Here is a 24,386-nt window from a genome sequence, read left to right as displayed (position 1 = left end):
ACTCAGAACACTACGGCGCTGTCCGGCCTGCCCTGCGGCTTCTGGCTCCGTTCGCTCAACCCGCTGTCAGGACGGAGCATCCTGCCGCGAGGAGACGCGTCTTCCCCGCCGGGCTGACCGGGGAGTCCAGCGGGCTTTTCTTCGGCTTCGTCTGCGACGACGGGGATGGAACCCGTCAGAGGCTGGATTTCGGGGACGACGGGCAGCCGCTGCGTCGCCGCGGCAACCACCTTCTGCACGTAAGCGGTGCGGTAGCCCGCCGTGAAATTGCCGCCTGCATAGCACGAAAGCGCCCCCCGCAGCGCCGCCTGTACCCGCGCATGCGCATCGGATGACGTTGCGCGCGCAAGGCATTCGCGCAGAATGGTTGCACCTGCTGCGAGGTTGCGGCACGACTCGAATACCGTTCTTTCGCTGAGCCCCAGGCGCGACCAGTTCGAACGGTTCACCTGCGCGAGTCCTGCGCTGTAGTTCCATCCCGCAGCATCCAGGGCGCGCGCGGTCGCCCTCGCCTGCGCGAGGTTCGCCGGCTGCCGCACAAGGTGTGCGTGCACCACGCCAATCGCCCAGGGGTTGAAGGAGGACTCAACGCGCACGATGGCGGCCATCGTGCCCGGGGCGACGTCTGGCGCACACTGTTGCGCCAGAAGCAGAAAGGCGGCGGGCATCATCACCTCGCATCTCCCCGAACAGCGCGCACCGGTGCGCCCGCGTGCAGTTGCTCCGCCATGTCCATCACATGGGCGCAGGCGATCTGCCCCCGGCGCATCACTGCACACGACGTCGAGCGCAACGTGCGATTGCAGCACCGCATCTGCACGCAGCACGGCCTGGCGTATGGACCCGACTGATCATCCGGCATGGCGTATTCTCCAGATCCACCGGGCCTTCGCTAACGGCCCACGTCCGTATTCAAGCAGGAGACGGCCTGACTCGCCAAACCCGTCCAGTCGACGGGAACTTCCGACGGGAAAAACACCGTCAGTGCGCGGGCCCATGCCACTCATGGCGGCTCGACGGAATGTTTTCTTCCGGAAGATCCTCGGAATGATCTTGCCCGGTTGTCCGGACGCACACGTAGCTGAAACGTCGCGACTGAGGCCTGTCGTGAGCAGCCACCATGCGGCGGAACGCGATCCCGTACCCCGGGATCGCAGACTTGCCTGGGCCAGTGCGGTCCTGTGTAGCTGGCACGCATCCGTGGCCGTCCAGTTAAAATGCCAGTCGTTCTTCGAGTACTGTGACAACCGGAAGCCCATCTCATGCCCAAAACGATCCGCCACGCCGTCAGCATCGCGCCGGGCCACAACAAGGCCAGTCTGTCCCGGGGACAGAAGGCGTTCAATACCCTGATCAAACAGATCGAAAAACGTCGCAGCCGTCTGCGAGCGTGGGAGACCGTCACGCCAGCCTTCCAGAAACGATACGTCGATGAGCTGCTGCCCCTCATGCAGAAATCCACGGATCTGCAGGTGAAGATGGTCTATCTGCTTGACGGTGCATGGGACCAGAAAGGGCTGACAAAGACCGAACGGGAGACGATTTCCGGGCTGATCGCTGAGCTGGCAGGTCACCTGGTCGAAGCATGCGACGACGCGCAGTTGAAGGTCATCTACAACAAACATGGTCAGTCTGACTACGACAGCGACGCAGCAGCCGGGCTTGCAGAGGTGAAGGCAGAACTTGAGGCAATGCTCGGCGTCGAGCTCGGTGATGACCTCGACATGAGTTCGCCCGACGAGGTTCTCGAGCGCGCACAGGCCGTGATTGAAGAGCAGCAGGCTCGGGAGGCAGCCGAAATTGAGGCTCGGGAGGCACGACGCGCGAAACGGAAAAAGTCGCCAAAGCAGCTGGCAGCCGAGGCAAGGCAGCAGGCAGAGCAGGCCGAACTGAGCCAGTCAATCCGCGAGGTCTATCGCAAACTCGCCAGTGCCCTGCATCCCGATCGCGAACCGGATCCGCAGGAGCGCGAGCGCAAGACCAGACTGATGCAGCGGGCCAATCAGGCCTACGGCAGAAACGATCTGCTGAAACTGCTGGAATTGCAGCTGGAGCTCGAGCACATCGACCAGAACGCCATCAATGACATCAGCGAAGATCGACTAAAGCACTACGTCAAGATTCTGAGGGAGCAGCTTGACGAACTGGATCAGGAAATCGTGCACGTCGAGGCTGGCTTCAGGCATGCCTACCAAATCCCGCCATTCATCGATGTTTCCCCCACGACGGTCCTGCGCAACCTCGCGAATGATATCGGCGAGTTCCGGCAGGATCTGCGTGTCCTGGAAGCAGATCTGCTCGTATTTGACGATCTCAGGCAGCTCAAGGGCTGGTTGAAGCGCCTCAAACGTCGGCAGCCCGCGGTCCAGTTCGACAACGACATTCCGTTCTGAGCGGTTCGGTAAGGGCTCGCAGTCTGGCAGTTCTGTGCTCCGCTGTAAGTCGTCTGCACATTGCTGTGCAAACCTGACTTTTTCTGCTTCACAGAGGCCGGTTTCACGGTTGCCGAAGCACCCGCCAGAGCCTTCCTCTCCACAGACTGCTGCGCCAGAGCTTGACGCCGAATGTTGATGGCCGCGTTCAGGTCGCGGTCCATCTTTAAACCACAGGCGCATTCGATAACGCGGTCGGCCAGCGTGATAGCGTGAATCGCGCCGCACGCCGAGCACGTCTTGCTACTTGGATAGAAGCGGTCGATGACAATCACCTGTGCGCCGGTCATGGCGGCCTTGTATTCCAGTTGACGACGGAACTCGAAGAACCCTGCATCGGCGATGGCGCGGGCGAGCCTGCCGTTCTTCAGCATGCCGCTCACGTTCAGGTCCTCGATACCGATAGTCGAGTAGTTCGTCGCGAGATTCGTCGTCAGTTTGTGCAAGGCATCCTTGCGGACGTTTGCGATGCGCAGGTGCAGCCTGGCCAGCTTGGTTTTCGCTTTGGCCCGGTTTGCGCTTCCCTTCTGTTTGCGCGACAGACGCACGATGCGCCTGTGTTCTGCACGGTGTGGCTTCATCGCGGGCGCAATGCCGCCGTCACTGTACGTCGCCAGCGTCTTGATACCAAGGTCCGCGCCGACCGCGCCGCGGTCCTCTACAGCCTTCAGGCGGTCTTCGGTTTCGACGCACAGCGCGACGTACCAGCCATCGGCCATGCGACTCACGATCGCGCCGAGCACGCGCCCGCTGAAGCGCAGTTCCTCGCGCATGCGAACGACGCCGCAGCGTGGGAGTTTCACGGTCGCACCGACTACCTGCACGGCATGACTCGCCTTGTCCGCAGGTCCGTTGTCGGCGCGGAATGAATCTCGGATGCCCTTGCGCTTGAAGCGCGGATAGCCCGGCTTCTGGCCGAGTTTCAGGCGCCGGAAAAAGTGGTCGAACGCGAGCCCGACATTCCTGATTGCGACCTGCGGCGCGCACTTCGTTACCTCTCCCATCCACGGGAATTCAGCGGCCTTGATGGCATTCAGCTGCCTGCGCAGCGCGGCCTCGTTCGGCTTGCCGCCTTCCTTGTGCTGACGCGTCCATTCCGCCAGCGCCCAGTTATAGGCAAAGCGAGCCACGCCGCACGCGCGAGCGAAGTATTTCGCCTGCTCTACGGTCGGGTCCAGGCGGATTTTATGGACGCGGACAATCACCTGGCGGCTTCCTGCAACGCGTCGAGAAGTTGCTTGTTCTTTTTGCTGCGCGAGCCGTACAGCCGCGCCGAAAAGACCGTGATGATTTCGGCCACATCCTTTGCGAGTTCTTCCTCGAACGACGGCTGCCCGCCGTGGTGGATGATGACGATTTCGATGTTTTGAGCCGCGCACATGGCAAAGACCAACTCCGAGCCGAAGCGCAGGAGCCGGTCTTTGTGTGTGATAACGAGCCGCTTCATCTGCTTGCGCAGAATCATTTCGAGCAGCCGGTTAAGACCTTTCCTGTGGTAGTTCATGCCACTTCCAAGGTCTTTGATGACCTCGCAGCGCCATCCCTTCGCAGCGCAGTAGCTTTCCAGCATTGCATGCTGGCGCTCAAGGTCTTCCTTCTGGTCGTGCGAAGACACGCGGGCATAGCAGACGGTCGGCGCGTCCTCGTTGCCGATGCCGAGCAGGTCCGACACGGCGTAATAGCGCGTGCCGCCTGCCGTCTTGCGCGCGGGCAACAGTTCGCCGGTCTCCTCCCACTTGCGCAGGGTAGACACGGCGACGCCGAGCATCTGCGCCGCTTCACCAATCTTGACCAATCGTTTTTCCATAAGGACAGCTTGCAGAAGATTTCGGCAGATAATCGGCTTCAGCTACGTGCCCTGCAGAACCTGCGAACGGGACCGTGAAAGGTGTCGTGCAGTGACCGGATACAGTTCGGCAGATCAACGCTCATCCAGTGCACGGCGATCCCGTGCCAGGGATCTGTGGATTACCCGTGCAGGCGCCACGGTAGTGCAACCGGTATGCACCGGTTGCTCATCCACGACCGGTCCGCCAGATCAAAATCTTGTCCGGATGCCGACGCCCACGCTGTTGCCGTCCGAGGAGCCGCTTACTGAATCAAGACGCCAGGCCGCATAGACATCAGTGCGCTTTGAGAGCGGGTAGTCATAGCCCAGCGAAACCGTGGACCAGTCGCCATGAGTACCGTCGGCCTCGTGCCGTCGCGTACCGGCCCACGACAGAAGGACACTGCCCTGCCCGGCAGCAACGCTCGCGCCCACCTGTACGGTGTCATCGTTGATCTGGTTGTTGTTATCAACCCGTTCGTACTCCATGTACAGCTTGGCCGGCCCGATCCGGCAGGCGGTGCCCAGCATCCAGGCCGTCTGCTGGGTCGCTCCGTTTGCAAACAGCGCGGCAGTATGCAACGCCTGTACCGCAGCGGTAGCCGAAAACGCGCCCGCAAAATACAGGACGCTGGCACTGTAGTTCGCCTGTCCCGCATGTCCCGCCTCACCTGCGTTGCTGTAAAGCAGGCTGCCGGACAGACCACCGGCTTCGGGCGTCTGGTAGAGAATCGAATTGTCCAGTGCGGTGTCGCTCTGCACGGATGCTGCACCCATGGCCGAAGTCATGTAGGTGTGCAGGATGACCGGCGAAAACACGAAAGAGTTGCCAAACGGGTTGAACAGCAGCGCCGACACGAACAGCGGCGCCGTATTGCGCCCGACCGTCACCTCACCGAACTGGCCACTCAGACCGACGAAGGCGTTGCGGCCAAAGAACGCCTGACCGGTATATGAACCCGACTGGCCGCTGCTGACGCGCATGAAACTCTCCAGCGCGAACACGGCCTTCAGGCCACCCGAGAGGTCCTCCGAGCCGGATATGCCCCAGTATGATGTTGTCATGCCACCCGAACCGACTTCCCATGTGTTGGCGCTCGCGCCAGCCGCGCGCACCTCCCCTGCAAATGCATCCACGAGTCCGTAAAGCGTCACGGACGACTGTGCGCCTGCGTCTGCACTTGCCGCGCACATTGCGATGCCGATCACCAGCGTGCACAGGTTACGTCGAAATTTCGATATCATCTGTAATCCTTATTATTTAATTGATGCATGATGAAAGTAGTGCGGCAGTGCGGATATCAGACCGGGCGGATGCGTGCGAGGGGTCGCCCCCGGTCAGCCAGCGCGACCGCGACCACAATCTCGTCCGGCGCAGGCGCATCGGCAACGGTCAGGGACACCGTGTCGAAATGATCAAAACTCCACATGTCCGTGACGCCATGCAGGGGAATGTCGATGCTGGCTCCGGGCGCCCCGCGCTTCGCGACCGACGGCATGATGGTGTTCGCACCGGGCAGACATGCACGCACGGCGCGGCCAAGGCGCGGGTGAAGCAGCGCGGCGCCGTATTCGAGCGGTACACCCGTGCCCATGAGAGCGGCCTTGCCGTAACACTGGATGTCCTCTGGCGGCACCTCCAGTGCCTGCAGTGCGCGCTGCACGAGCCGCGAGCCCAGTTCACCGCCCATGTCAGCGAGCGTGAGAAGGGCGTGATCCGGGCGCGCGCTGCCCACCTTCAGGACTGCGGCCGCCACAACCTGACGATGAGATGGCGTGAGCGTTGTGCCCAGTTCGGAGCATCGCTCAACGAGGTGGATGACAAGGCCGGAAAGCTGCACGGTCATCGGAATACCTCCGGTTCATCCGGGCTCACTGCACGCACGAGCGGCGAAAGCGGAAACGGCCCGCGCGCCGCCTCGTACGCCCGCGCAGCGCGAAGCACGCGCGCGTCAGCACCACAGGGTCCGACGATCTGCATCCCTGTGGGCAGGCCTGTGTCCATGATGCCGCACGGCACGCTCACGGCCGGCTGTCCGGTCTGGTTGCACCAGGAGGTCAGCACCGGCGCACAGCGAAGCGATGGCGGCAGGCCCGGTACCGGCGGAGGTCCGACATGAAAGGTCGGCGTCACCAGCAGGTCGTATCGCCCGAAAAACTGCGCCATGGCCAGCGTGAGCTGATGACGTGCCGCCAGTGCCCCCGCAAACGTGATCCCGTCGACACGCTCGCCCGCTCGCGCAAGTGCGATCAGGTCCGGGTCCAGCATGGCCTGCTGCAACGGACTCATCTGCCTGACACGATGTGCGAAGAAGACCGACCACTGAAGCGAATGCAGGCCGCTGCACGCGTACTCGGAAAGGGGAGCGAGCGTGACCTCCTCTACATGCGCACCCAGTTCCCGGAGCACGGTGAGCGCACGCCGGACGCACTCACCAATGGAGGACTCAACTGCCATTCCCGCGGGCGCGAGGCACGCGGCAATGCGCAGCCCCGCCAGGCGCTCGTCCGCTCCCGACAGAAAGTCGATGGCGCCCGTACCGGGTCGCTCCCCTACCGTCGGAGTGGTCAGTGCATCCATCATCAGCGTTGCATCTGTAGCCGTACGTGCGATGGGCCCAAGCGTGGACAGGGCCGTATAGGTACCGGCCGCGCCCGCCGGCACGAGACCAACGGATGGCTTGAATCCGACCACACCGTTCCAGCACGAGGGGATGCGGATCGAGCCGCCGCCGTCGGTTCCAAGCGACAGCGGCCCGAAACCGGCGGCAACCGCGACGGCCGATCCTCCACTGCTACCGCCGGACGACAGGTCCGTGTCCCACGCATTGCGCGTCGAACCGGTCAACGGGCTGTCGGTGACGATCTTGTTGCCAAACTCGGACGTGGTGTTTTTCGCGAAAAGCAGCGCGCCGGCGCTGCGCAGTCGCGCAACTGCAGGGGCGTCCGCGCTTTCGGGCTCGGGGGACGACGTAACCGAGCCGTAACGGGTCGGCTGGCCCCGCACGCCTACCAGGTCCTTCACGGACACGGGCACGCCATCAAGCGGACCACATGGACTGCCACGCTTCCAGCGCCGCTCCGACCCACGGGCAGCTGCCAGCGCCTGCGTTCCGTCTACAGCGCACAGACAGTTCACGACCGGATCCAGACCCGCAATGGATTCGAGCACCTCATGCATGACTTCCACCGGCGAGAGCAGCCGGTCGCGATAGTGCTGGACCAGCTCCCGTGCAGTCAGAAACCGTATCTCATTCATATGTAGTAGTCCTGAAGGCTATTGACGATACATCAGTCTGAAAAAGTACCTTTCCCCAGCTTGCCGCCCTAAGCTTCGCAGAGCGGCGCGACCGGTCCCGTAACGTCGAGCATGCCGAAGCTGTTATCAGCACGGTCCTGGCCGATCAGCGTCTGGCAGAGCACATGGCCCCCATCACTGCTTACCGCGGTTGTGCCCCGCGGCAGTGCATCGGATACCCGCGCGAGCGCCACCTTCACCCTGTCGACATCGACGCTGCCGGCCTGGCGCACAGCCTGTGCGAAAAGCCGGATGCCTGCGTACGTATTCTCTCCGTGTGGCAGCACCACCGCATACGGCCCGAGTCTGGGATCGCGAGGACCCGCATAGCGCGCGGTATAGCGGGCGAGGAAATCCCGGTTGGCCGGTGTGTTGACCGACATGAAATAGGACGACACACCGATGGTCCCCGCCGCCGCACCGCCTGTTGCGATCGACAGAGACTCGTGCGCGATGTCGCTTACGAGCAGCGGCGACATGGAAAACGAGCGGTACTGCTTCACGAAGCTGACCGGATCGTCTCCGATGCTGTGCCAGACGATCTGCGGGCGCAGCGCGGCGACGCGCTGGAGTACAGGCCCGTAGTCGCGCGTACCAAATGGCAGCCAGCTGACATCGAGGAGCCGTCCCCCGTGCCGGGCCGCCGAGGCCTGGAGCTCTGGCACGAGTACCTTGCGGTTGCTTCCGATGTCGGACATCACCGCGCAGACCGTGCTGCCGCCCCCGCGCATCAGCCAGGCGATGGCGGGCTCGACGCGCTGGTTCGCAGTCAGTCCTGTCGTGAACAGGTGGGGATGGCAGCGCCCCTCGTCGAAATTCGGATAGATCACCAGCCGGCCCGCCGCACCCGCTGCCTGAAGCACTGCTTCGCGCTCGGATGGCAGCACCATGCCGGTGATCATTGCCACCCCGTCACGCATGAATAGCTGGCGTGCCTTCTCGAGCGTGGTCGCTGTAGACATCTGGGTATCCTCGACGCGCAGTTCGAGTGGCCGTCCGAGCAGGCCACCAGCAGCATTGATCTCGTCGACAGCCAGCGCCGCACAGTTGCGGTTGGTCTCGCCCACCCGTGTCAGCGCGCCGCTCAGCGGAGCAAGCAGGCCGATCCTGAGTGGCGCGGCTGCCCGCACGGGCTGCACTGCGGCGGGCACGAAAGTGCCTGCTGCCGCGGCGAAGAGTCCGCGCGTGAAGGCGCGCCGGTTGAGTGTCGAATTCATCAGTCAGGGTCCTTGAAGGTCAGCGAAAGAAGCATCGGAAGGGATAGCGCCAGTGGTAACGGCAGGCGACAGGTATCGGGCAAGAGGATGTGCACCTGCCTGCCCGGTGGGCGTTTCGACGGGTCCGGCATGCACCACACGGCCGCTTTCGAGCACGACACACCGCGCGGCGGTCTGCAGCACGAGATCGAGGTTCTGCTCAACGAGCAGCACCGCAATCTGGAGGCGCTCGCACAGCGTGGGAATCACCTCTCCGATCAGCTCGACAATGTTCGGCTGGACTCCGTCGGATGGCTCGTCAAGCAGCAGCACCCTGGGCCGGCCGCACAGCGCCCGTGCAATGGCAAGCATCTGCTGCTGCCCGCCCGAGAGCGTGCCGGCGTGCTGGTCGGGGCGTTCGCGCAGCACCGGGAAATAGTCGAACAGCTCCCCGGGCACCGCACCGCCGCCTGCCGCCTGCGTGCCCATCTCCAGGTTTTCACGAACGCTCAGGCGCGGAAAAACCCATCGCCCCTGCGGTACCAGACCCATTCCCAGCCGGGCTATTTCGTGCGTGCTCAGGCCGGCAAGCGACGTGCCGTCCAGGCAGACGTCACCCGACACACCGCGCAGCATCCCCATCACCGATTTCACGAGCGTCGTCTTGCCAGCACCATTGCAGCCGAGCACGGCCACGACTTCACCAGCCTCGATGTCAAGGGAAACGTCATGCAGCACCTGCATGCCGCCATAGCCAGCCGACAGGTTCTCAACGTGCAGCATGGCCCGCTCCCCGCCCCAGATAGATGCGCCGCACTTCGTCGTCGCATGCAATTTCGCCATAGAAGCCACGCCGGATGATCTGCCCTCGATGCATGACCCACGTCTCGCAGCCCAGCGCCTGCACGAAGGCAAGATCGTGCTCGATGGCGAGCACGGCACAGTGCCCGCGCAGCTGGTGGATGAGTCGCACCAGCCGCTGCGTGTCCCCCGCTGACATACCCGCCGCTGGCTCGTCAAGGAGCAGCAGTGCGGGCCGGCACATGATTGCCATGCCGATTTCCAGCCACTGGCGCTGCCCGTGCGGCAGATGCATCGCCAGGTCATCGGCGTGTGCGGATAGTCCGACCTGTTCCATGACCACGTCGGGATCGGGCATGTCCGCTAGCCGGTGCGCCTCAACGCCACCTCCAGCCACCACCAGGTTGTCCCTCACGGACAGCCTGAGAAACGTGTTGGTACCCTGGAACTTGCGCACCACACCGCGGCGGCAAAACTGGTGGACCTTTCTTCCTGTCATCTGCGTGCCCGCCAGATGCAGCTCGCCCGCATCGGGCACAACCGCGCCCGACAGAAGACCGACGAGCGTGCTCTTGCCTGCGCCGTTCGGGCCGATCACGCACAGGAGCTCACGCGCGCCGATGGTTACGTCCACACCCGCCACTGCATCGATCCCGCCAAACGACCGCCGCAGGCCCCTCGCCTCGAGAACTGCGCGCTCCATCACTGCCCCTCCTGTGCGGGCGCAGCCCGTTGTCGTCTGCCCCTGTCTGCAATCGTCCGGTGAAGCCGGCCTGCGCCCGCAAGCGGTGCGGGCAGACGCACACCGGCCGGCAGGAAGAGCACGCAGGCAAGGAACAGTGTGCCCAGTATCAGAGGCCACCATTCGGTGCTGTAGCTGCTGATGTACTGTCGCAGCAGTGTGAGCGTGATCGCGGCAAGCGCCGGACCCATGATCGAGTCGCGGCCACCAAGTGCGACCCAGAGGAGAACTTCGGTAGCCAGCAGAGGAGAGAAGGCGTCAGGGCCCACAACGCCGGAGCACGCGGCCATCATGACCCCGGCCGCTGCGGCCATCGCCGCTGACGTTACGTAGACGAGCAGCAGATGGAAGGATGTGTGATATCCACACGCGCTCGCCCGCCATTCGTTCGTGGCGATTGCGGTAAGCACCCTTCCATACCGGCCCCGGCAGACTGCCCACATGACCAGCGCCGTTGCAAGCACGACGGTGCACACGAGATACCACGAGCCGCGCGGACTGCCCAGGTCGAACGCGTGGCCGGCAAGGTCCAGCGAGATGCCAGGAATGCCGAGGATTCCGGTGTCGCCTCCCGTGACAGACTGCCAGCTCGTTGCGAGCTGCTGTGCGACCAGAAGGACAGCCATACTGATTACGGCAAAGAAGTGCAGTCTCACCCCTGCATAGAGCAGGAAATAGCCGGTCAGGAGGGCGACTGCGGCAGCGCACAGCAGGCCGGTTGCGACTGCGGCCAGCGACGGTAGTCCCCACTGCACGGTTGCGACCGCATAGCCGTAGGCGCCAATCCCCAGAAACACGGTGTGTCCGAGCGTCAGCACGCCTGCCCTGCCCCACAGCAGTGCGTAGCTGAGCGCGAGCAGCCCCATGATGAGCGCGTCACGTATCACCGGCAGCCAGTACTGGCCAACACAGGAAGGAAGTATCAGACAGCAAAGGAGAGCGGTGGACCACGCGCCGACGAACGGGGCATCGTTGGGACGTAGCGTCACCTGCGGACGGCACGCGCGCGCGTGCACCGTGTGCTTCTGGAACATGGATTACCCCTTGCCGGTGAGCAGATGTGCCGCACTGAACCCGGGAATGAGTCCCTGCGGCCTGAAACGGATGAGGACAATGGACAGCACCAGCACGAGCGCCGATGCGAGCGACGGATCGACGCGGTAACTGAACAGCGTCTCCGCCGTTCCAATGACAGCACTGCCCAGCAGACTGCCCTCGATCGAACCGATGCCGCCCAGCACGATCACGAAAAAGGCCTTGCCAAGGTAGGAGACGCCAAGCTGGGACTGCACCGAAATCATCGGTGCAACGAGCGCACCGGCGAGTGACGCGAGCCCGGCACCGGCCGAAAACGCCACGCGGCTCAGACGCCGCGTGTCGATGCCAACGGCCTCCGCCATCGAGGGATGCTGAATGACGGCACGCAGCTTCGTGCCGAACCTGGTGCGGGAAAACGTCAGCCAGCACCCGGCAGTAACCGCCGCAGCCACGGCAATCACGAAGACGCGGTATGCAGGATAGCTCCCGCCCGGGACCGGCAGCACTCCGCCAAATGGTGCGCGCACAGGCATCGGCTGCGTCCCGAAGATCATGTCGAGCGACTTCTGCACGATGAGGCTGACCGCATAGGTCGCAAGCAGTGTGTCGAGCGGACGCTCACGGAGCCAGCAGATAACCGTGCGCTCGAGGCACCATCCAAGCGCCGCACCGACTGCGGGCGCGGCCACGATCGCCACCCAGAACGCCTGCACACCAGCAGCGGCCTGTGCGATCGCCACCGTATAGGCACCAATCGTGACCCATTCCGCATGCGCAAGATTCACGATGTCCATCATGCCGAAGACGATTGCCAGTCCAAGCGCCACCAGCGCGAGGATGCTGACGTAACTCAGAATGTTCAGAACCACTGTCATGGCAATCACTCCCGTTCGTGTGCCCGGCCGAAACCACACCCAACAGTCCGCTGTCCGTAACTGACCAATCTGGTGTAGCCCGCGTACGCGACCGGCAGACCATGTAGCCGGGAACGTTGCGTCGTACGGCACGAACAGAGTCTGGGCGAATGTCGAGTTCTTTTTACTAAGTTTTGCTTAGTTTTCAAATCGGAGCCCTCGTTATCGCTTCCGCCCCTGATCCGGCCGGTCGACGCCGATGCACGTCGATCCCCTTCGCGCTCTCATCCGTGAGTTCGAGCCGGGCAACTATCGCGACATGCGCCCGGCTAAAAGCGTCACGAGTGCCAGAAGCCTTTCTCCGTCGCGGCAATCCATACTTTCTGACAGTTCTAAATTTGATTCGCATATCTAACCAACCCTTTCACGAAGAGAACTCATCTGACCGGTCGTCTTATCGCTGCGAGCACAAGCACTCCGATCTGGACGCCTGCACACTGACGGCACCTACGTTTTCACAATATATTGTGAAAAAATAGTTACGCAAGACCGAAATTCACAACCAATTGTGAATTTCGGTTTACACGTTCCCGGATACTCGATGCGGTCACTCAACTTGGGCCCGCATGACAAAGGAAGCGCTAATCGAGGCACTCGGGAAAGAAATCCGCGCACGCCGAAAGCAGAAGAAGCTCACACAGGCCGGATTGGCCCTGCGCGCGGGAATTCATCCAAACACCGTCTCACTGGTCGAACGCGCGGAAACCGTTGTCGGCATCGATGCGCTGTTCGACCTGACAAGTGCTCTCGGAACATCACTGTCGCAACTGCTCAAGGCTGCCGAAGAGCGTGCCGGCATCCGCTAGACCTCTTTCATCACCTTCACTCCTCTTGTCCGCATTGCGCCGCCGAGCTCAGCAAAGCCGACGGCAACCATCTCGTCGCGAGAGCGACAACCAGACTCACGACTTTCGCCACGGACCGCGATGGTATCAGCCCGATCGCCTCTTGATGTATTTATGGTCATAAAATAGACCGCGCAAATTCCATTGTCAACCAGCGAAGTGCGATTCTTTCAGACCTCGCGGATCCTCGCAGATACGCTCGCTGTAGAAGCTTGACAGCATCTTCACCCCTGTCTACCCTAATTTATCATCATTAATAGGAGCAGACATGGATGACGGACTTTGCGGTCTCACCGCGCGCGAGATGTGCAACCTTTACGAATCCGGCGCGGCATCCCCCGTCGAGGTGGCAGAAAGCATTCTTGAGCGCGTCCGCTCATTTGACCCGGCGGTCAACGCATACTGCGCAGTCGCTGACGATGTGCTCGAATCAGCACGGGCTTCCGAGGAGCGGTGGCGGCGAGGCACGCCGCTAGGCGGCCTCGATGGCGTGCCCGTGAGCATCAAGGACAACATCGCGGTCACGGGCCTGCCCATCCGGTACGGCTCAAGGACAACGCCGGCGGAACCCGCCCGGGTCGACAGTCCCTGCGCGGCCCGCCTGCGTGAGGCAGGTGCCATCTGCATTGGCAAGACCACGCTGCCCGACCACGCGCACAAGATCGTGACGGACAGTCAGCTCACAGGCATCACGCGTAACCCCTGGGACCTTGGCCGGACGCCAGGCGGCAGCAGTGGCGGTGCAGCAGCAGCCGTAGCGCTTGGCATGCCTGCTGCTGCCATCGGTACCGACGGTGGCGGATCGATCCGCATCCCGGCCGCGTTCACAGGAACGTTCGGGTTCAAACCTACCTTCGGCCGGGTACCGCACGCACCACGTGGACCTTTCGCACTGCTGAGCCATGTCGGCCCGATGACCCGCTGCGTCGCGGACGCGGCGCGCATCCTGACTGTCATCAGCCGCCCCGACAACCGGGACTGGTATGCGCTGCCCTTCGATGGCAGCGACTACGAACTCGGCCTGAAATGCCAGCCATCGCCCGACGCAATGCGGATTGCGCTCAGCTCCACGCTCGGACTGCCGGTTGAGGTAGAGTCTGACGTTCACGACGCGGTGGCAACCGCGGGAAGCATTTTTCGCACACTTGGCGCCTCGATCAGGCACACGGACCCGCCTGGTGTCGCCAGGTGCAACGCGATCCATGCCGCACTCTGGCCTGCCTGCTGCCAGCAGCTCGCCGACGACATGGCCGACAAACGGGTGTTCCTCGATCCTTCGCTGCGGGCCTACGCCGACACCGGCGCCCTGGTGTCTCGCTCCACGCTGCTTGGCGCACTGGTCGAGCGCGGCGAACTCGGCGCGAAAATCAACGCATTCTTCGACGAACACGACCTCGTCATCTGCCCGGTCTATCCAAGCACCGCCATGCGACTGGCAGAGCTGCCCGCGGGAAACAGCCTCTTTCCGCATTTCACTGCGTGGTGCAACCAGCTGGGACTGCCCGCGGCCAGCATCTATGCCGGAATGACCGACGAAGGCATGCCTCTGGCCGTCCAGATCGTCGGCGCCCCACGCACTGATGCACTGGTCCTCTGGGCCTGCTCGGTGCTTGAAAGTGCTATCGGCCCGGCGCCGTTTCCCGGGCTTGCGCGCGGCCTCATGGCGGGAATGCCCGCTTGGGCCGGCATCGTAGCGAGATAAAAGGAATCTGCGGCCTGCCGGGTATGGACACGATCCGCCGGATCCTGTTGCCGATCATGCACCTTCTCCGCATCCGGCTGCACAAGCTGCCGCCAGCTGGATGCCGCCACCAGGCCATCGACATCTCGCGTCAATCATTCAGCTTTCCTCAGACAGCCCTAATTTCCAAGGCCTGTCGATCGGAAAGCACGATGCGGATGAGTAACGGGTACGTGTTGTCTTTTTCCGTGATTGTCCGGGATTCGACCATGACCGCTGAATGCCTGCACGCCGCAAAATGGCAGAAGAGCAGCTCGCTGGCATGGCTGCGGCCCGGAACGCGCAACGACCTCGCCCTAACCACCGGATGCCCGTGAACGAACTTTCGCAAAACGCGCCCGGCCACTTCTCGAGACGATGCGCGAAGCCGAAAGACAGGACAGCGACATTGCCCGGGGATATGGCGCTGGCAAACGCCCTGTCTACCAGGTGCGCACGCCCGTGCCCCGGAAGCGGCGCAGCGCTGGGAAACCGTTCGGCATTCTGCTACGATACAGAAATCTGTATGCAATTGACGGTGGGCCATGAAAACCACACTCGATCTGAACGATGCGCTGATCACTGAGGCCAAAGCGCTGGCCGCACGGGAGCACGTCACCCTTACCCGGTTGATCGAAGAGGCACTGCAGCTTCGTCTGCGCGCCCAGCGCGAGACAGGTGTCCGTGTACGCCTGCCAGTATTCCGCGGCAAGGGAGGCCTGGCAGCCGGTCTCGATGGCCTCAGCAACCGCGCCATGTTCGAAGCGGCCGACCATGACGCCTGATGTGAATGTACTGGTTGCGGCATCCCGATCCGACCATCCGCACCATCGCATCGCACGCACCTGGCTCGAACAGGCGCTGGTCGACGCCCAGCGTGGTACAACACTGACGCTCCAGCCAATGGTGACCAGCAGCTTCCTGCGTCTGGTTACGCATCCACGGATATTCAAGGAGCCGACGCCCATATCGGCCGCGCTGGAATTCGTGGACGCCATACTGGATGCCCCTGGCGTAGCACAACCGGAGATCGGCCGGGAATGGAAGAAACTGCGCGATCTCTGCATCAGCAAGAGTCTCAACGCCAATGACCTGCCAGATGCATGGCTTGCTGCAGCGGTGATGCAGCAAGGCGAACACCTCGTGACATTCGATGCCGATTTCCGGCGATTGCTCCCTCGAGGCCAGTACACGCGCCTCAAGGGATCCTGAAGGTGCACCGCCTCCCAGCGCAAGAAAGCGTCAGCAAAACGTTCAGACGAAACGGGGCGGAACTGCGGAACTGTAGTGTGTCTGCACCGCCGTCCGCGGGCCGTCACTCGACGACTGGCAAGCGTCCAACCACCTCTTTCGCCCTGCCCCGATCCCGGTCCCAGATGTGCGACTGCGTACGCTGACTCCGGACGATGCGCAGTCCTTCCAGTTTCTTCGACTGTCTGGATTGCGGGAAATGCCATCGTCGTTCATGTCGAGCTTCGAAGAAGAGAGGAACCGATCGCTCGATGGCGTCGTCAGGAGATTGACCGCCACCGAAGATCAGGCGGTTCTCGGTGCGTTCGTACATGGCCATCTCGCCGGGATCGCTGGAGTGCACAGGGGGCCTTTCGGAAAGACTGCCATAAGGCGCATCTATGGGGTGTCCATGTTGCTCCCGATTGCCGCGGAATCGGGATAAGCAGGCAGCTGCTGACGAACGCGACTAATTCTGCGCAAACAGTTCCCGGTGTGACGCAGAATTGATTGCCGATTTGCGCCGTGCAGACAGAGGTCGTGCTCCTGCCATTGCTGATGGGCGGACGCCGACCTGCGGTTCGCCAGGCGCTGGCCCGCGTGGGCGGGCACACGCAGCAAATCCCCGCCCACCTGACGGGTCGCGCCACAGCCTGCCCAAATTGCTTGAGATCGCACTCATGCGAGCCGGAGATGCGTCCAAGGCAATGGCACACGGCCCCCGGTCGCAGGGACCGTGCAACGAGTTCATGCTCAAGCCAAAATACCGGAACCTTCCGGCAACGCATCCGGCTTGCGTGCCGTGACGGCGCTGGCAGAAGCAGTACCTTCAGGCGGGATCGCGCCGGCGCAGGTGCAGCCCCAGATCCGAATCCAGCACCAGCTTCTGGCGCAGCGCTGCGTGAACCTTGCGCAGCTGCGCTTCGGCCTGCTCCATGTGCTCCTGCATCAGCCGGTACACCGCATCAGCGTCCTGACGGCGGGCCGCCTCCAGGATGGCCCTGTGCGCAACAGCGGTCGCCTGGCCAAACGCCTGGTAGTCCTTCTGCGTTACGTTGCCCGCTACCGTAACCAGGTTGTGCAGCATGTGGTTGATGATCTGGCACAGGCAGCGAAGAAATGCGTTGGGATTGGCGGCGGCCAGCACGTCGTGAAAATGCAGATCCTCGCGACGCTGGTCCATCGCACCTTCGTCGCTCGCCGCAAACGGTTCGCACACCGTCACGCTTTGCTCCAGTCTTAGCAGGTCCGCTTCCGTCAGATGCGCTACTGCCCCCGCAGCCACCATGGGTTCGAGTGCGCGGCGCACGGCATAGATGTCTTCAAGACCCATCCCCTCGAAAAAAAGATAGTTCTGCATAGCGAGGAACGCGCGCTCCAGTGGCACACGGGTGATCGTCGCACCACCGTCCGGTCCCGTGCTCAGGCTCACCAGTCCCTGCACCTCCAGTGCCTTGAGCGCCTCACGCACCGACCCCCGGCTCACGTTGAACATCTGCTGGAGTTCGGCCTCCTTGCTCAGCTTTACACCCGGGCGCAGCCGCCCCTCCGTTATCCAGCCCTTGACCTGCTCGGCCACCTGGTCGCCCCGTTTCGTGGTGCGGGGACCCCGCTGATCCGGCTGGCGGGTCGCAGCCCTGCCTGCTGTCTGTTTTCTTGCCGCCATGCGATTGGTACCCGTCACAGGCAATCCGTCAGTTGATCCAGGCGCCATTATCCGGCAAACGGGCCGCGGCAGGTACGGCACCACGGCATGCACGGGAGCCGCCGCCCCTGCAAAGGTTTGGGGGTAGTCGCACGTGCATGTGTGCCCTACGCTGCATCTCGAAGGGACCTGCACGGCCGGTGGTCATGCAGCGCGTATCCGTTCGTCCAGCGGGTGCGATCACGCACCGCGTCAGAGGAGCATCAATCCATGGTCCGCCAAGTCCGTGGTTTCGCCGGTGACGGCACCGTACTCGACAACGTCCGCGCGGCGCTGGCTGCCAGCGGCCTGCAGCTTGATGAACTCGCGCATCGCCTGCGTGAGCATTCGGCACAGGCAGACCAGACCGGACAGATTCCGGAGCCGTTCTGGAGCAGGGACGTGGTACGGGCGCTGAACCTGCATCTGGTGCCCACCGCCCACGGCGGATGCCCGCAGCTCGAGTCGCTCGCTGCGCGCGCAACGCTGATGGAGCATCTCGCGCACGCCGATGCCGCTCTCGCACTTGCACTGCCCGGCCCTGGACTCGCAATGCCGCCGGTGCTCGCCCTCGCCAGCCCCGAACAGCAGCGCACATTCTTCCAGCGCTTTCACGCTGACACGCCACGCTGGGCCGCCTTTGCGATCACCGAGCCGGACTGCGGCTCGGACGCCACTGCCATGCGTACGAAAGCCACACGCACCGCGCAAGGATGGGTACTGAACGGAACCAAGTGCTTCATCACGAACGGAGCACGTTCGGACCAGATCGTGACTTTCGCAACGATCAACCGGCGGCAGGGACGCTTTGGTATCCGCGCATTCGCCGTCGCCGCCGGCACGCCCGGTCTCGAAGTCGTGCGAATCGAACGGATGGTGGGACTTCGCGCAAGCCAGCTTGCTGTCCTTTCCTTTACCGACTGCGAGGTCCCGGAAGAGTCGCTGCTCGCGCGGGGTGACGAAAGGGCGCTCGATGATGCCTTTGCTGGAGCGCAGTACGCCTGGGACTACTTCCGGCCATTGCTGTCCTCGGTCATGGTCGGTACATGCCGCAGGGTACGCGATGAACTGGCCGCATATCTCGTGCAGGGCGGAAGGCCCGCCAGTCCGCGCTGCGGAGTCGCCCGCGTGCATGCGCGGCTGCTCGACATCGACCGGCGCATCACGGCTGCGCACCTGCTCTGCCAGCACACTGCCTGGAAGGCGGACAACCACATTGCGACATCCATGGATGCGTCCATGACCAAGGCCTATGCCTCGCGTGTTGCCGCGCAGATCACACACGAAGCGCTCGAACTCGCAGGGCTCGAGGGGCTGGCCTCGCACCCCGCACTCGAACAGTGTTATCGCGACGCAAAGGCGTACGACATCATGGAAGGAACCGGCGAGCTGCAGCGCCTGATGATTGCCCGGGCCGCACAACGCGCTGCGTCACTGCCATGGGACGCTCCCGCCACGGTATCTGCCCACCAGCGCCCTGCGGCCACGCCGCACTGAAAACCGGAGACGCCTCATGACTTCCAGTTCCCCTGCCGCCAGCCAGGACGACGTTGCCACCATCGTCAGGACGTGCCTGCAGTCCGTGCTCGGCGAACACGTGCGCACCGATCTCGTTGGGGACGACACCAGTCTGCTCGACCTTGGCATTGACTCGATGAACATGACCGACCTGCTTCTGCAGCTCGAGCTTCGCCTTGGTTTCACACTCGCACCGGAGGATCTGTCTTCTGATCTTTTCCTGCGCTTTGACAACCTGGTCGCATTCGCCTGGTCGCGACTGCATCATGGCTGATCGCGCTGAAGTACGGCCAGCCATCGTGGCGACGACATCCTATGTACCGTCAGTCCGGATGACGCCCGAGGCCGCAGCCAGGATCTGCGCGACGCCCCTTGCCGGCCCCGCCGAAGCGAGGATGCAGTCGGTCTACGCCGATACACTTCGCTGGCGCAATGCTGCGATGGAAGCCTGCCCTGCCCGGCACGACACCGGTGCACTGCAGGTTGCTGGACGCTTCGTGCCCAGTGTTGCCGTTGAAACCGCGCTCGGCGTCTCGGACATGGCGCTGCTCGTGGCGCGCAGGCTCGTAAGGGCACAACCGTCGCCTGAGGCACGCCAGCCCGACCAGATCATTGTGTGTCAGGGCAGTTTCGAGCATGCGCTCACGCTGTCCTGCGCCTGTCGCCTTCAGTGCGAGCTTGGTGGCGCACGCAGTCCCATTGCGATCGGACAGCTTCAGGGTGCGTCCTTCCTGATGGCCTTGCAGGTCACACGGGCGATGATGCGCAGCGACCCCGGGATGCAGTATGTCCTGCTGGTCGCGGCCGAACGGTGGCGCCCACCGTTCGCGCGCACGGTCGGCCCGCTCACTGCGCTGGGTGATGGCGCGGCCGCGGTACTGGTCAGCCGGTCAGTGCGCAGCGGATGGCAACTGGAGGCGCTTGCCGTGCGAACGCCCACGAGCGGCGATGCATCCTGCGCAGTTCACGTCGGGGTTGATCCGGCCATGCTCGTGGCAGTCATTGAGGAATGCTGCGCACAGGTGTGGCTGCAGCCGTCTGCGGTCGACCGGGTTCTGCCCGCCTGCATCGACGCGGAACTCACGCGAGAGATCAGTGCGCGATGTGGCCTGCCCCTGTGGCGCAACCGGGACGCGCAGCTCGCCAGTTGCGGCTACCTCGGCACGGCTGACACGCCGGTGCAGCTCGATGGACTGCTGCGCGCAACCACCCCGGAACACGGGCAGCGCATCCTCATCTGGTCTGCAGGACTCGAGAAACAGGTGGCCTGCGCCCTGCTGCGCTACACGGAGGGAGAGTCATGACGGCGCGACTGCCAGCACCAGTGCTCACCCTCTCCGCGCTCGCCTGCTGCCTTCCCGCACGCGTGACCGGTGTACACGAGTGGGCCGCACGCTGTGGGGTGCCCCGCGCACATGCTGACGCGCTGCTGCGAAACGGGGCACTGCACTTTCATGACGCGCAGGGAACCTCGCCCGTGTGTCTCGCCATCCGGGCCGTGCGCTCACTGCTTGAGGACAACCGCACGCCACCCGGGCAGGTCGACCTGCTTGTGCACGCCTGCACCATCCAGACAAGCGCCGATGCGGCTCCATACAGCTCGGTCAGCCGGATCCAGCGCTGCACCGGCCTCTCGGGCGCGCTCGCCTTCTCCATATCCCAGCAGAACTGTGTCTCACCGCTGGCCGCCATCCACGTCACACAGGCACTGATGGAACAGCACCCCGCGATGTCCCGGGCAATCGTCGTGTGTGCCGATGTGATCGGCTCCGGCTGCGACCCGTTGCGGGCGGTGGGTGAACTCGCGCTGCACAGCGACGGCGCATGCGCACTGCTCCTTGAGCGCGGTGGCGCGCGCAACCACATCGCGGCCCTGCGCCTCTTCACAGACGGGCGCTTTTTTCACGGCACGGATGCGAACGCGCAGCCTGTTCCTGATGACAGGTACTACTGGTCGGCGTTTTCCACCATGCGTGCAGCACTCGCACAGGCGGGCGTCCCCGCGCGTGCCATCACGCGCGTGCTGCCACATCACGTCGACCTGCAAGGCTGGTACAGGCTGCTCGGGATGCTCGGCATCGCCCCGGAGCGCCTTTTCACGCGCAACTTCACACGCACGGGCCATGTGTTCGGCGCCGATCCGTTCATCAACCTGCACGGATGTGGAGTCACGGCACCGGGCGAATGGTCGCTGCTTTTCTCCAGCGGCCTCGCGGGTTGCTTTGGCGCGATGGTCATCCGCCACTGACACCCGGCCCTGCGCCATGACCTCTGCAGTGCGGAGACAGACATGCGAAACATCCTCGATCTGGTTGAAACAGTTGCCCGGCATTCGCCGCACGCCACAGCGTTGATCTCGGGGCGCACACGCATTACGTACGCTGGCCTCTCCTGCCACGCCCGTGCGTTCGGCGAAGCGCTTGCCGGATATGGCATCTCCCCTGGCGAACGCGTTGCCATCTTTCTGGACAAACGTGTCGAGACCGTCGTCGCGCTCCTTGGCAGCGCGGCGGCGGGCTGCGTGTCGGTCCCGGTCAATGCGCTGCTCAGGCCGCGACAGGTTGCGCATATCCTGCGCGACTGCGGGGCGCGATGTCTTGTGACTACCCGTGAGCGCGCCCGCATTCTGGAGAGCGAAGCGTCGCTGGTCGTGCCCGCCGTGATGGCAGTCGATCCACCAGACGGTTCACACTCCAGTCCATCCATGCAGCCAGCCTGTGCCGCTACCCTCTACCCATGGCCAGCACCCACGCGCACGGGTGCAGCCGATGAACCCTCGCGCCTGCCGGCAGCCGCTGCGGGCGGCATCGATACCGATCTTGCCGCCATCCTCTATACGTCTGGCTCAACGGGTCTGCCCAAAGGTGTCATGGTCACCCACCGCAACCTGCTCGAAGGCGCATGGAGCGTCGCGCACTATCTGCAGCACACGGCCGCTGACCGCATTCTCGCCGTGCTGCCACTGAGCTTCGATGCCGGCCTGAGCCAGCTCACCTCGGCCTGGGCCGCCGGGGCCACGCCCATACTGCTCAACTATCTGACACCCGGCGACGTCACCACCACATGCGAGCACGAGGGCGTGACGGCCATCACGGGCGTGCCTCCGCTGTGGATGCAGCTTGCGCGCGCAGACTGGCCAGATACCGCACGCAGGCAGATCCGCTACTTCGCAAATACCGGTGGACACCTGCCGCTTGCCGTTCTCGGGCGGCTGCGTGAGATCTTTCCGCAGGCGGCACCCTGCCTGATGTACGGCCTGACCGAAGCGTTCCGTTCGACCTTTCTCGAACCGGCCGAAATCGACCGGCGTCCCGGATCGATCGGCAAGGCCGTGCCCAATGCCCGCGTGCTCGTTGTGCATGAGGACGGCACGCCCTGCGCGCCGGGAGAGACCGGTGAGCTCGTCCATACCGGCGCGTTCGTCACGCCTGGCTACTGGAATGACCCCGCACACACTGCACTGCGCTACCGGCCATCACCGGAACCTGGCCCGGGTGGCACATCGCCCGCCCAGGCGGTCTGGTCAGGCGATCTGGTGCGGCGCGACGCGGAGGGCTTCCTGTACTTTGTCGCGCGCCAGGACGCCCAGATCAAGACGTCGGGTTACCGGGTGAGCCCCGAGGAAGTGGAGGAAACAGTCCACGCGAGCGGGCTCGTGAGCGAAGCCGTAGCGATCGGTACTCCTGATGAAGCACTCGGCGAGGTGATCACCCTGCTTCTCACGCCGGCTTCGCCCGAATCATTCGACCCGCAGGCACTGCGCAGCTGGTGTGCCCATCACATGCCGCCCTACATGGTTCCGGCGCATTTCGTCGTCTGTGCACGCCTGCCGCGCAATCCAAACGGCAAGTTCGACCGCAGCGCGCTGCGCGCCATGCTGCGTGAGCGCCCGACTGCTTCAGGAGAGGCCCGGCCATGACTGCACAAGCGGACAACGCACATGTTGCACCCTGGATCAGTGGCACTGACCTCCGGCGCCTCGCTGCCCGCGCCGGCCAGACCCCGTTCTTTGCCTACGGGCGCAGCGCCATCGAGGCGCGCGTACGTCTGCTGCGCGATACGTTGCCTGCAGGGACGCAGCTGCACTACTCGGTCAAGGCCAATCCGATGCCGGCAGTCGTCCAGCTGCTTGCCGGCTGCGTGGACGGATTCGATGTCGCCTCGGCTGCGGAGATGGCGCTCGCGCTGGACACTGGCGTGTCGCCGCAGCAGGTGGGATTTGCCGGACCGGGAAAATCCCTGCAGGACCTGCGGCGTGCCGTGGCAGCAGGCGTGCCCATCCACGTCGAATCGGTTACGCAGCTGCGCCACGTCGCAGCGCTTGGCTGGGAGCTGGGCGTACGCCCCGGCATCGCCATCCGGGTCAATCCTGACTTCAGCCCCGGTCGCAGCGGCATGCGCATGGGCGGCAGCGCCGGTCCCTTTGGAGTCGACGCCGCGCAGGTGCCCGCACTGCTCGATGCCGTCGTCGCGCAGGATCTCACCCTCGCGGGTTTTCACGTGTTCTGGGGCTCGCAGTGCCTGCACGCGCCAACCATCATCGAGGCGCAGGAGCAGAGCCTCGCGATGATCACGCGGCTGTGCGCCGGCCTGGCCGGCGCACCAGGCTTCATCAACTTCGGCGGAGGCTTTGGTATCCCGTATTTCCCCGGCGAGCGCGCACTCGACCTGCATGCGGTAGGCACTGCGATGCACGCGTGGCACGCCCGCCTGCGCGAACAGCTGCCGGGCACACAGGCCGTGATCGAACTGGGTCGCTACCTGACCGGGGAAGCCGGCATCTACGTGTGCCGCGTCATTGACCGCAAGATCTCCGGCGGCCAGACGTTCCTTGTGACCGATGGCGGAATGCACCATCACCTCGCCGCTTCAGGCAACTTCGGCCAGGTGCTTCGCCGCAACTATCCGGTCGTGCTCGCGCAGCGCACGCACAGCCACAGGCTTGAGCGCTGCAGCGTGGTCGGCTGCCTCTGCACGCCACTGGATCGCATCGCACACGACGTGATGCTGCCTGTCGCGGAGATTGGCGACTTCGTGGTCGTCCTCCAGTCCGGCGCGTACGGCCGCTCGGCAAGTCCGGGCGACTTCCTCGGACACCCGCCCCCGGTCGAGATGCTCGTCTGAACCGGTAACCCGCCTT

General features: G+C 63.8%; 24 protein-coding genes and 2 pseudogenes. 13 read left to right on the top strand and 13 right to left on the bottom strand.

Annotated elements, in window-relative coordinates; all coding sequences use genetic code 11:
* Nucleotides 1-2: 2 nt before the first annotated feature.
* Complete coding sequence (locus DVS29_RS14585; protein ID WP_118181170.1) at nucleotides 3-671, bottom strand: lytic transglycosylase domain-containing protein; 669 nt, start codon at nucleotides 669-671, stop codon at nucleotides 3-5.
* Between the two features lie 591 nt (nucleotides 672-1,262).
* Here DVS29_RS14585 and DVS29_RS14580 point away from each other — a divergent pair.
* Nucleotides 1,263-2,393: a J domain-containing protein gene (locus DVS29_RS14580; RefSeq protein WP_118181169.1), complete on the top strand. Its 1,131-nt coding sequence runs from the start codon at nucleotides 1,263-1,265 to the stop codon at nucleotides 2,391-2,393.
* 224 nt (nucleotides 2,394-2,617) lie between these two features.
* On the opposite strand, the pseudogene DVS29_RS14575 reads toward DVS29_RS14580, so the two are convergent.
* From DVS29_RS14575 to DVS29_RS14530, 10 genes and pseudogenes are all read right to left on the bottom strand, one after another.
* Nucleotides 2,618-3,637: pseudogene (locus tag DVS29_RS14575) on the bottom strand (RNA-guided endonuclease InsQ/TnpB family protein); the annotation flags it as partial.
* A complete protein-coding gene (locus DVS29_RS14570) occupies nucleotides 3,634-4,239 on the bottom strand; it encodes an IS607 family transposase (RefSeq protein WP_118181168.1) in 606 nt (201 codons plus the stop codon). The gene DVS29_RS14570 and the pseudogene DVS29_RS14575, both read right to left, overlap by 4 nt.
* Nucleotides 4,240-4,470: 231 nt before the next feature.
* Nucleotides 4,471-5,454 carry a porin gene (locus DVS29_RS14565; protein ID WP_240655619.1) on the bottom strand — a complete coding sequence of 328 codons (984 nt, stop codon included), beginning with the start codon at nucleotides 5,452-5,454 and terminating at the stop codon, nucleotides 4,471-4,473.
* 107 nt (nucleotides 5,455-5,561) lie between these two features.
* The gene (locus DVS29_RS14560) at nucleotides 5,562-6,107 is read right to left on the bottom strand and encodes an amino acid synthesis family protein (RefSeq protein WP_118181166.1); all 546 of its coding nucleotides are present in this window, start codon (nucleotides 6,105-6,107) and stop codon (nucleotides 5,562-5,564) included.
* Nucleotides 6,104-7,519, bottom strand: coding sequence for an amidase family protein (locus DVS29_RS14555; protein WP_118181165.1), 1,416 nt, complete (start codon nucleotides 7,517-7,519; stop codon nucleotides 6,104-6,106). Before DVS29_RS14555 ends, DVS29_RS14560 begins: the two co-directional genes overlap by 4 nt.
* 68 nt (nucleotides 7,520-7,587) lie before the next feature.
* Entirely contained in the window at nucleotides 7,588-8,775 is a 1,188-nt protein-coding gene (locus tag DVS29_RS14550) for an ABC transporter substrate-binding protein (protein WP_118181164.1), read from the bottom strand.
* Nucleotides 8,776-8,778: 3 nt separating this feature from the next.
* On the bottom strand, nucleotides 8,779-9,537 hold the full coding sequence (locus DVS29_RS14545) for an ABC transporter ATP-binding protein (RefSeq protein ID WP_118181163.1): 759 nt from the start codon (nucleotides 9,535-9,537) through the stop codon (nucleotides 8,779-8,781).
* A complete protein-coding gene (locus DVS29_RS14540) occupies nucleotides 9,524-10,258 on the bottom strand; it encodes an ABC transporter ATP-binding protein (RefSeq protein ID WP_118181162.1) in 735 nt (244 codons plus the stop codon). Before DVS29_RS14540 ends, DVS29_RS14545 begins: the two co-directional genes overlap by 14 nt.
* Nucleotides 10,258-11,331, bottom strand: a complete 1,074-nt coding sequence (locus DVS29_RS14535; protein WP_118181161.1) for a branched-chain amino acid ABC transporter permease — start codon at nucleotides 11,329-11,331, stop codon at nucleotides 10,258-10,260. The genes DVS29_RS14540 and DVS29_RS14535 overlap by 1 nt, the downstream gene beginning before the upstream one ends.
* 3 nt (nucleotides 11,332-11,334) lie before the next feature.
* Nucleotides 11,335-12,210: a branched-chain amino acid ABC transporter permease gene (locus DVS29_RS14530; protein ID WP_118181160.1), complete on the bottom strand. Its 876-nt coding sequence runs from the start codon at nucleotides 12,208-12,210 to the stop codon at nucleotides 11,335-11,337.
* Between the two features lie 605 nt (nucleotides 12,211-12,815).
* On the opposite strand from DVS29_RS14530, the gene DVS29_RS14525 reads away from it, so the two are divergent.
* The 5 genes from DVS29_RS14525 to DVS29_RS14505 all read left to right on the top strand — a co-directional run bounded on the left by DVS29_RS14525 (nucleotide 12,816) and on the right by DVS29_RS14505 (nucleotide 16,026).
* Nucleotides 12,816-13,055, top strand: a complete 240-nt coding sequence (locus DVS29_RS14525) for a helix-turn-helix domain-containing protein (RefSeq protein WP_118181159.1) — start codon at nucleotides 12,816-12,818, stop codon at nucleotides 13,053-13,055.
* Nucleotides 13,056-13,362: 307 nt separating this feature from the next.
* Nucleotides 13,363-14,796 (top strand): amidase family protein, encoded by a 1,434-nt coding sequence (locus DVS29_RS14520; RefSeq protein WP_118181158.1) that lies wholly within the window; start codon nucleotides 13,363-13,365, stop codon nucleotides 14,794-14,796.
* 23 nt (nucleotides 14,797-14,819) lie between these two features.
* Nucleotides 14,820-15,152 (top strand): hypothetical protein, encoded by a 333-nt coding sequence (locus tag DVS29_RS14515; protein ID WP_118181157.1) that lies wholly within the window; start codon nucleotides 14,820-14,822, stop codon nucleotides 15,150-15,152.
* A 207-nt stretch (nucleotides 15,153-15,359) separates the two neighbouring features.
* Nucleotides 15,360-15,599 carry a DUF2191 domain-containing protein gene (locus tag DVS29_RS14510; RefSeq protein WP_118181156.1) on the top strand — a complete coding sequence of 80 codons (240 nt, stop codon included), beginning with the start codon at nucleotides 15,360-15,362 and terminating at the stop codon, nucleotides 15,597-15,599.
* The gene (locus DVS29_RS14505; protein WP_118181155.1) at nucleotides 15,589-16,026 is read left to right on the top strand and encodes a TA system VapC family ribonuclease toxin; all 438 of its coding nucleotides are present in this window, start codon (nucleotides 15,589-15,591) and stop codon (nucleotides 16,024-16,026) included. The genes DVS29_RS14510 and DVS29_RS14505 overlap by 11 nt, the downstream gene beginning before the upstream one ends.
* 103 nt (nucleotides 16,027-16,129) lie before the next feature.
* Here the strand turns inward: DVS29_RS14505 and DVS29_RS36875 are convergent, their stop codons facing one another.
* A complete protein-coding gene (locus tag DVS29_RS36875; protein ID WP_124800639.1) occupies nucleotides 16,130-16,378 on the bottom strand; it encodes a hypothetical protein in 249 nt (82 codons plus the stop codon).
* 197 nt (nucleotides 16,379-16,575) lie between these two features.
* Here DVS29_RS36875 and DVS29_RS37820 point away from each other — a divergent pair.
* A pseudogene (locus DVS29_RS37820) lies at nucleotides 16,576-16,698 on the top strand (CoA transferase); the annotation flags it as partial.
* A gap of 175 nt (nucleotides 16,699-16,873) precedes the next feature.
* Here DVS29_RS37820 and DVS29_RS14490 read toward each other — a convergent pair.
* Complete coding sequence (locus DVS29_RS14490) at nucleotides 16,874-17,710, bottom strand: FadR/GntR family transcriptional regulator (protein WP_118181153.1); 837 nt, start codon at nucleotides 17,708-17,710, stop codon at nucleotides 16,874-16,876.
* Nucleotides 17,711-17,959: 249 nt separating this feature from the next.
* On the opposite strand from DVS29_RS14490, the gene DVS29_RS14485 reads away from it, so the two are divergent.
* From DVS29_RS14485 to DVS29_RS14460, 6 genes are read left to right on the top strand one after another with little or no spacing between them, the layout of a single operon-like run.
* Nucleotides 17,960-19,225, top strand: a complete 1,266-nt coding sequence (locus tag DVS29_RS14485) for an acyl-CoA dehydrogenase family protein (protein WP_118181152.1) — start codon at nucleotides 17,960-17,962, stop codon at nucleotides 19,223-19,225.
* 16 nt (nucleotides 19,226-19,241) lie between these two features.
* Nucleotides 19,242-19,520, top strand: coding sequence for a phosphopantetheine-binding protein (locus DVS29_RS14480; RefSeq protein ID WP_118181151.1), 279 nt, complete (start codon nucleotides 19,242-19,244; stop codon nucleotides 19,518-19,520).
* Nucleotides 19,513-20,550 (top strand): 3-oxoacyl-ACP synthase, encoded by a 1,038-nt coding sequence (locus DVS29_RS14475; protein WP_118181150.1) that lies wholly within the window; start codon nucleotides 19,513-19,515, stop codon nucleotides 20,548-20,550. Before DVS29_RS14480 ends, DVS29_RS14475 begins: the two co-directional genes overlap by 8 nt.
* Nucleotides 20,547-21,494 carry a 3-oxoacyl-[acyl-carrier-protein] synthase III C-terminal domain-containing protein gene (locus DVS29_RS14470; protein WP_118181149.1) on the top strand — a complete coding sequence of 316 codons (948 nt, stop codon included), beginning with the start codon at nucleotides 20,547-20,549 and terminating at the stop codon, nucleotides 21,492-21,494. Before DVS29_RS14475 ends, DVS29_RS14470 begins: the two co-directional genes overlap by 4 nt.
* Before the next feature lie 42 nt (nucleotides 21,495-21,536).
* Entirely contained in the window at nucleotides 21,537-23,165 is a 1,629-nt protein-coding gene (locus DVS29_RS14465) for an acyl-CoA ligase (AMP-forming), exosortase A system-associated (RefSeq protein WP_118181148.1), read from the top strand.
* A complete protein-coding gene (locus DVS29_RS14460; protein WP_118181147.1) occupies nucleotides 23,162-24,370 on the top strand; it encodes a pyridoxal-dependent decarboxylase, exosortase A system-associated in 1,209 nt (402 codons plus the stop codon). Before DVS29_RS14465 ends, DVS29_RS14460 begins: the two co-directional genes overlap by 4 nt.
* Nucleotides 24,371-24,386: the final 16 nt, after the last annotated feature.

This window comes from Paraburkholderia phosphatilytica (assembly GCF_003443895.1).
GTDB lineage: Bacteria > Pseudomonadota > Gammaproteobacteria > Burkholderiales > Burkholderiaceae > Paraburkholderia > Paraburkholderia phosphatilytica.
The sequence above is the reverse complement of the archived record's forward strand: the minus strand, read 5'-3'. Positions and strand labels throughout refer to the sequence as shown.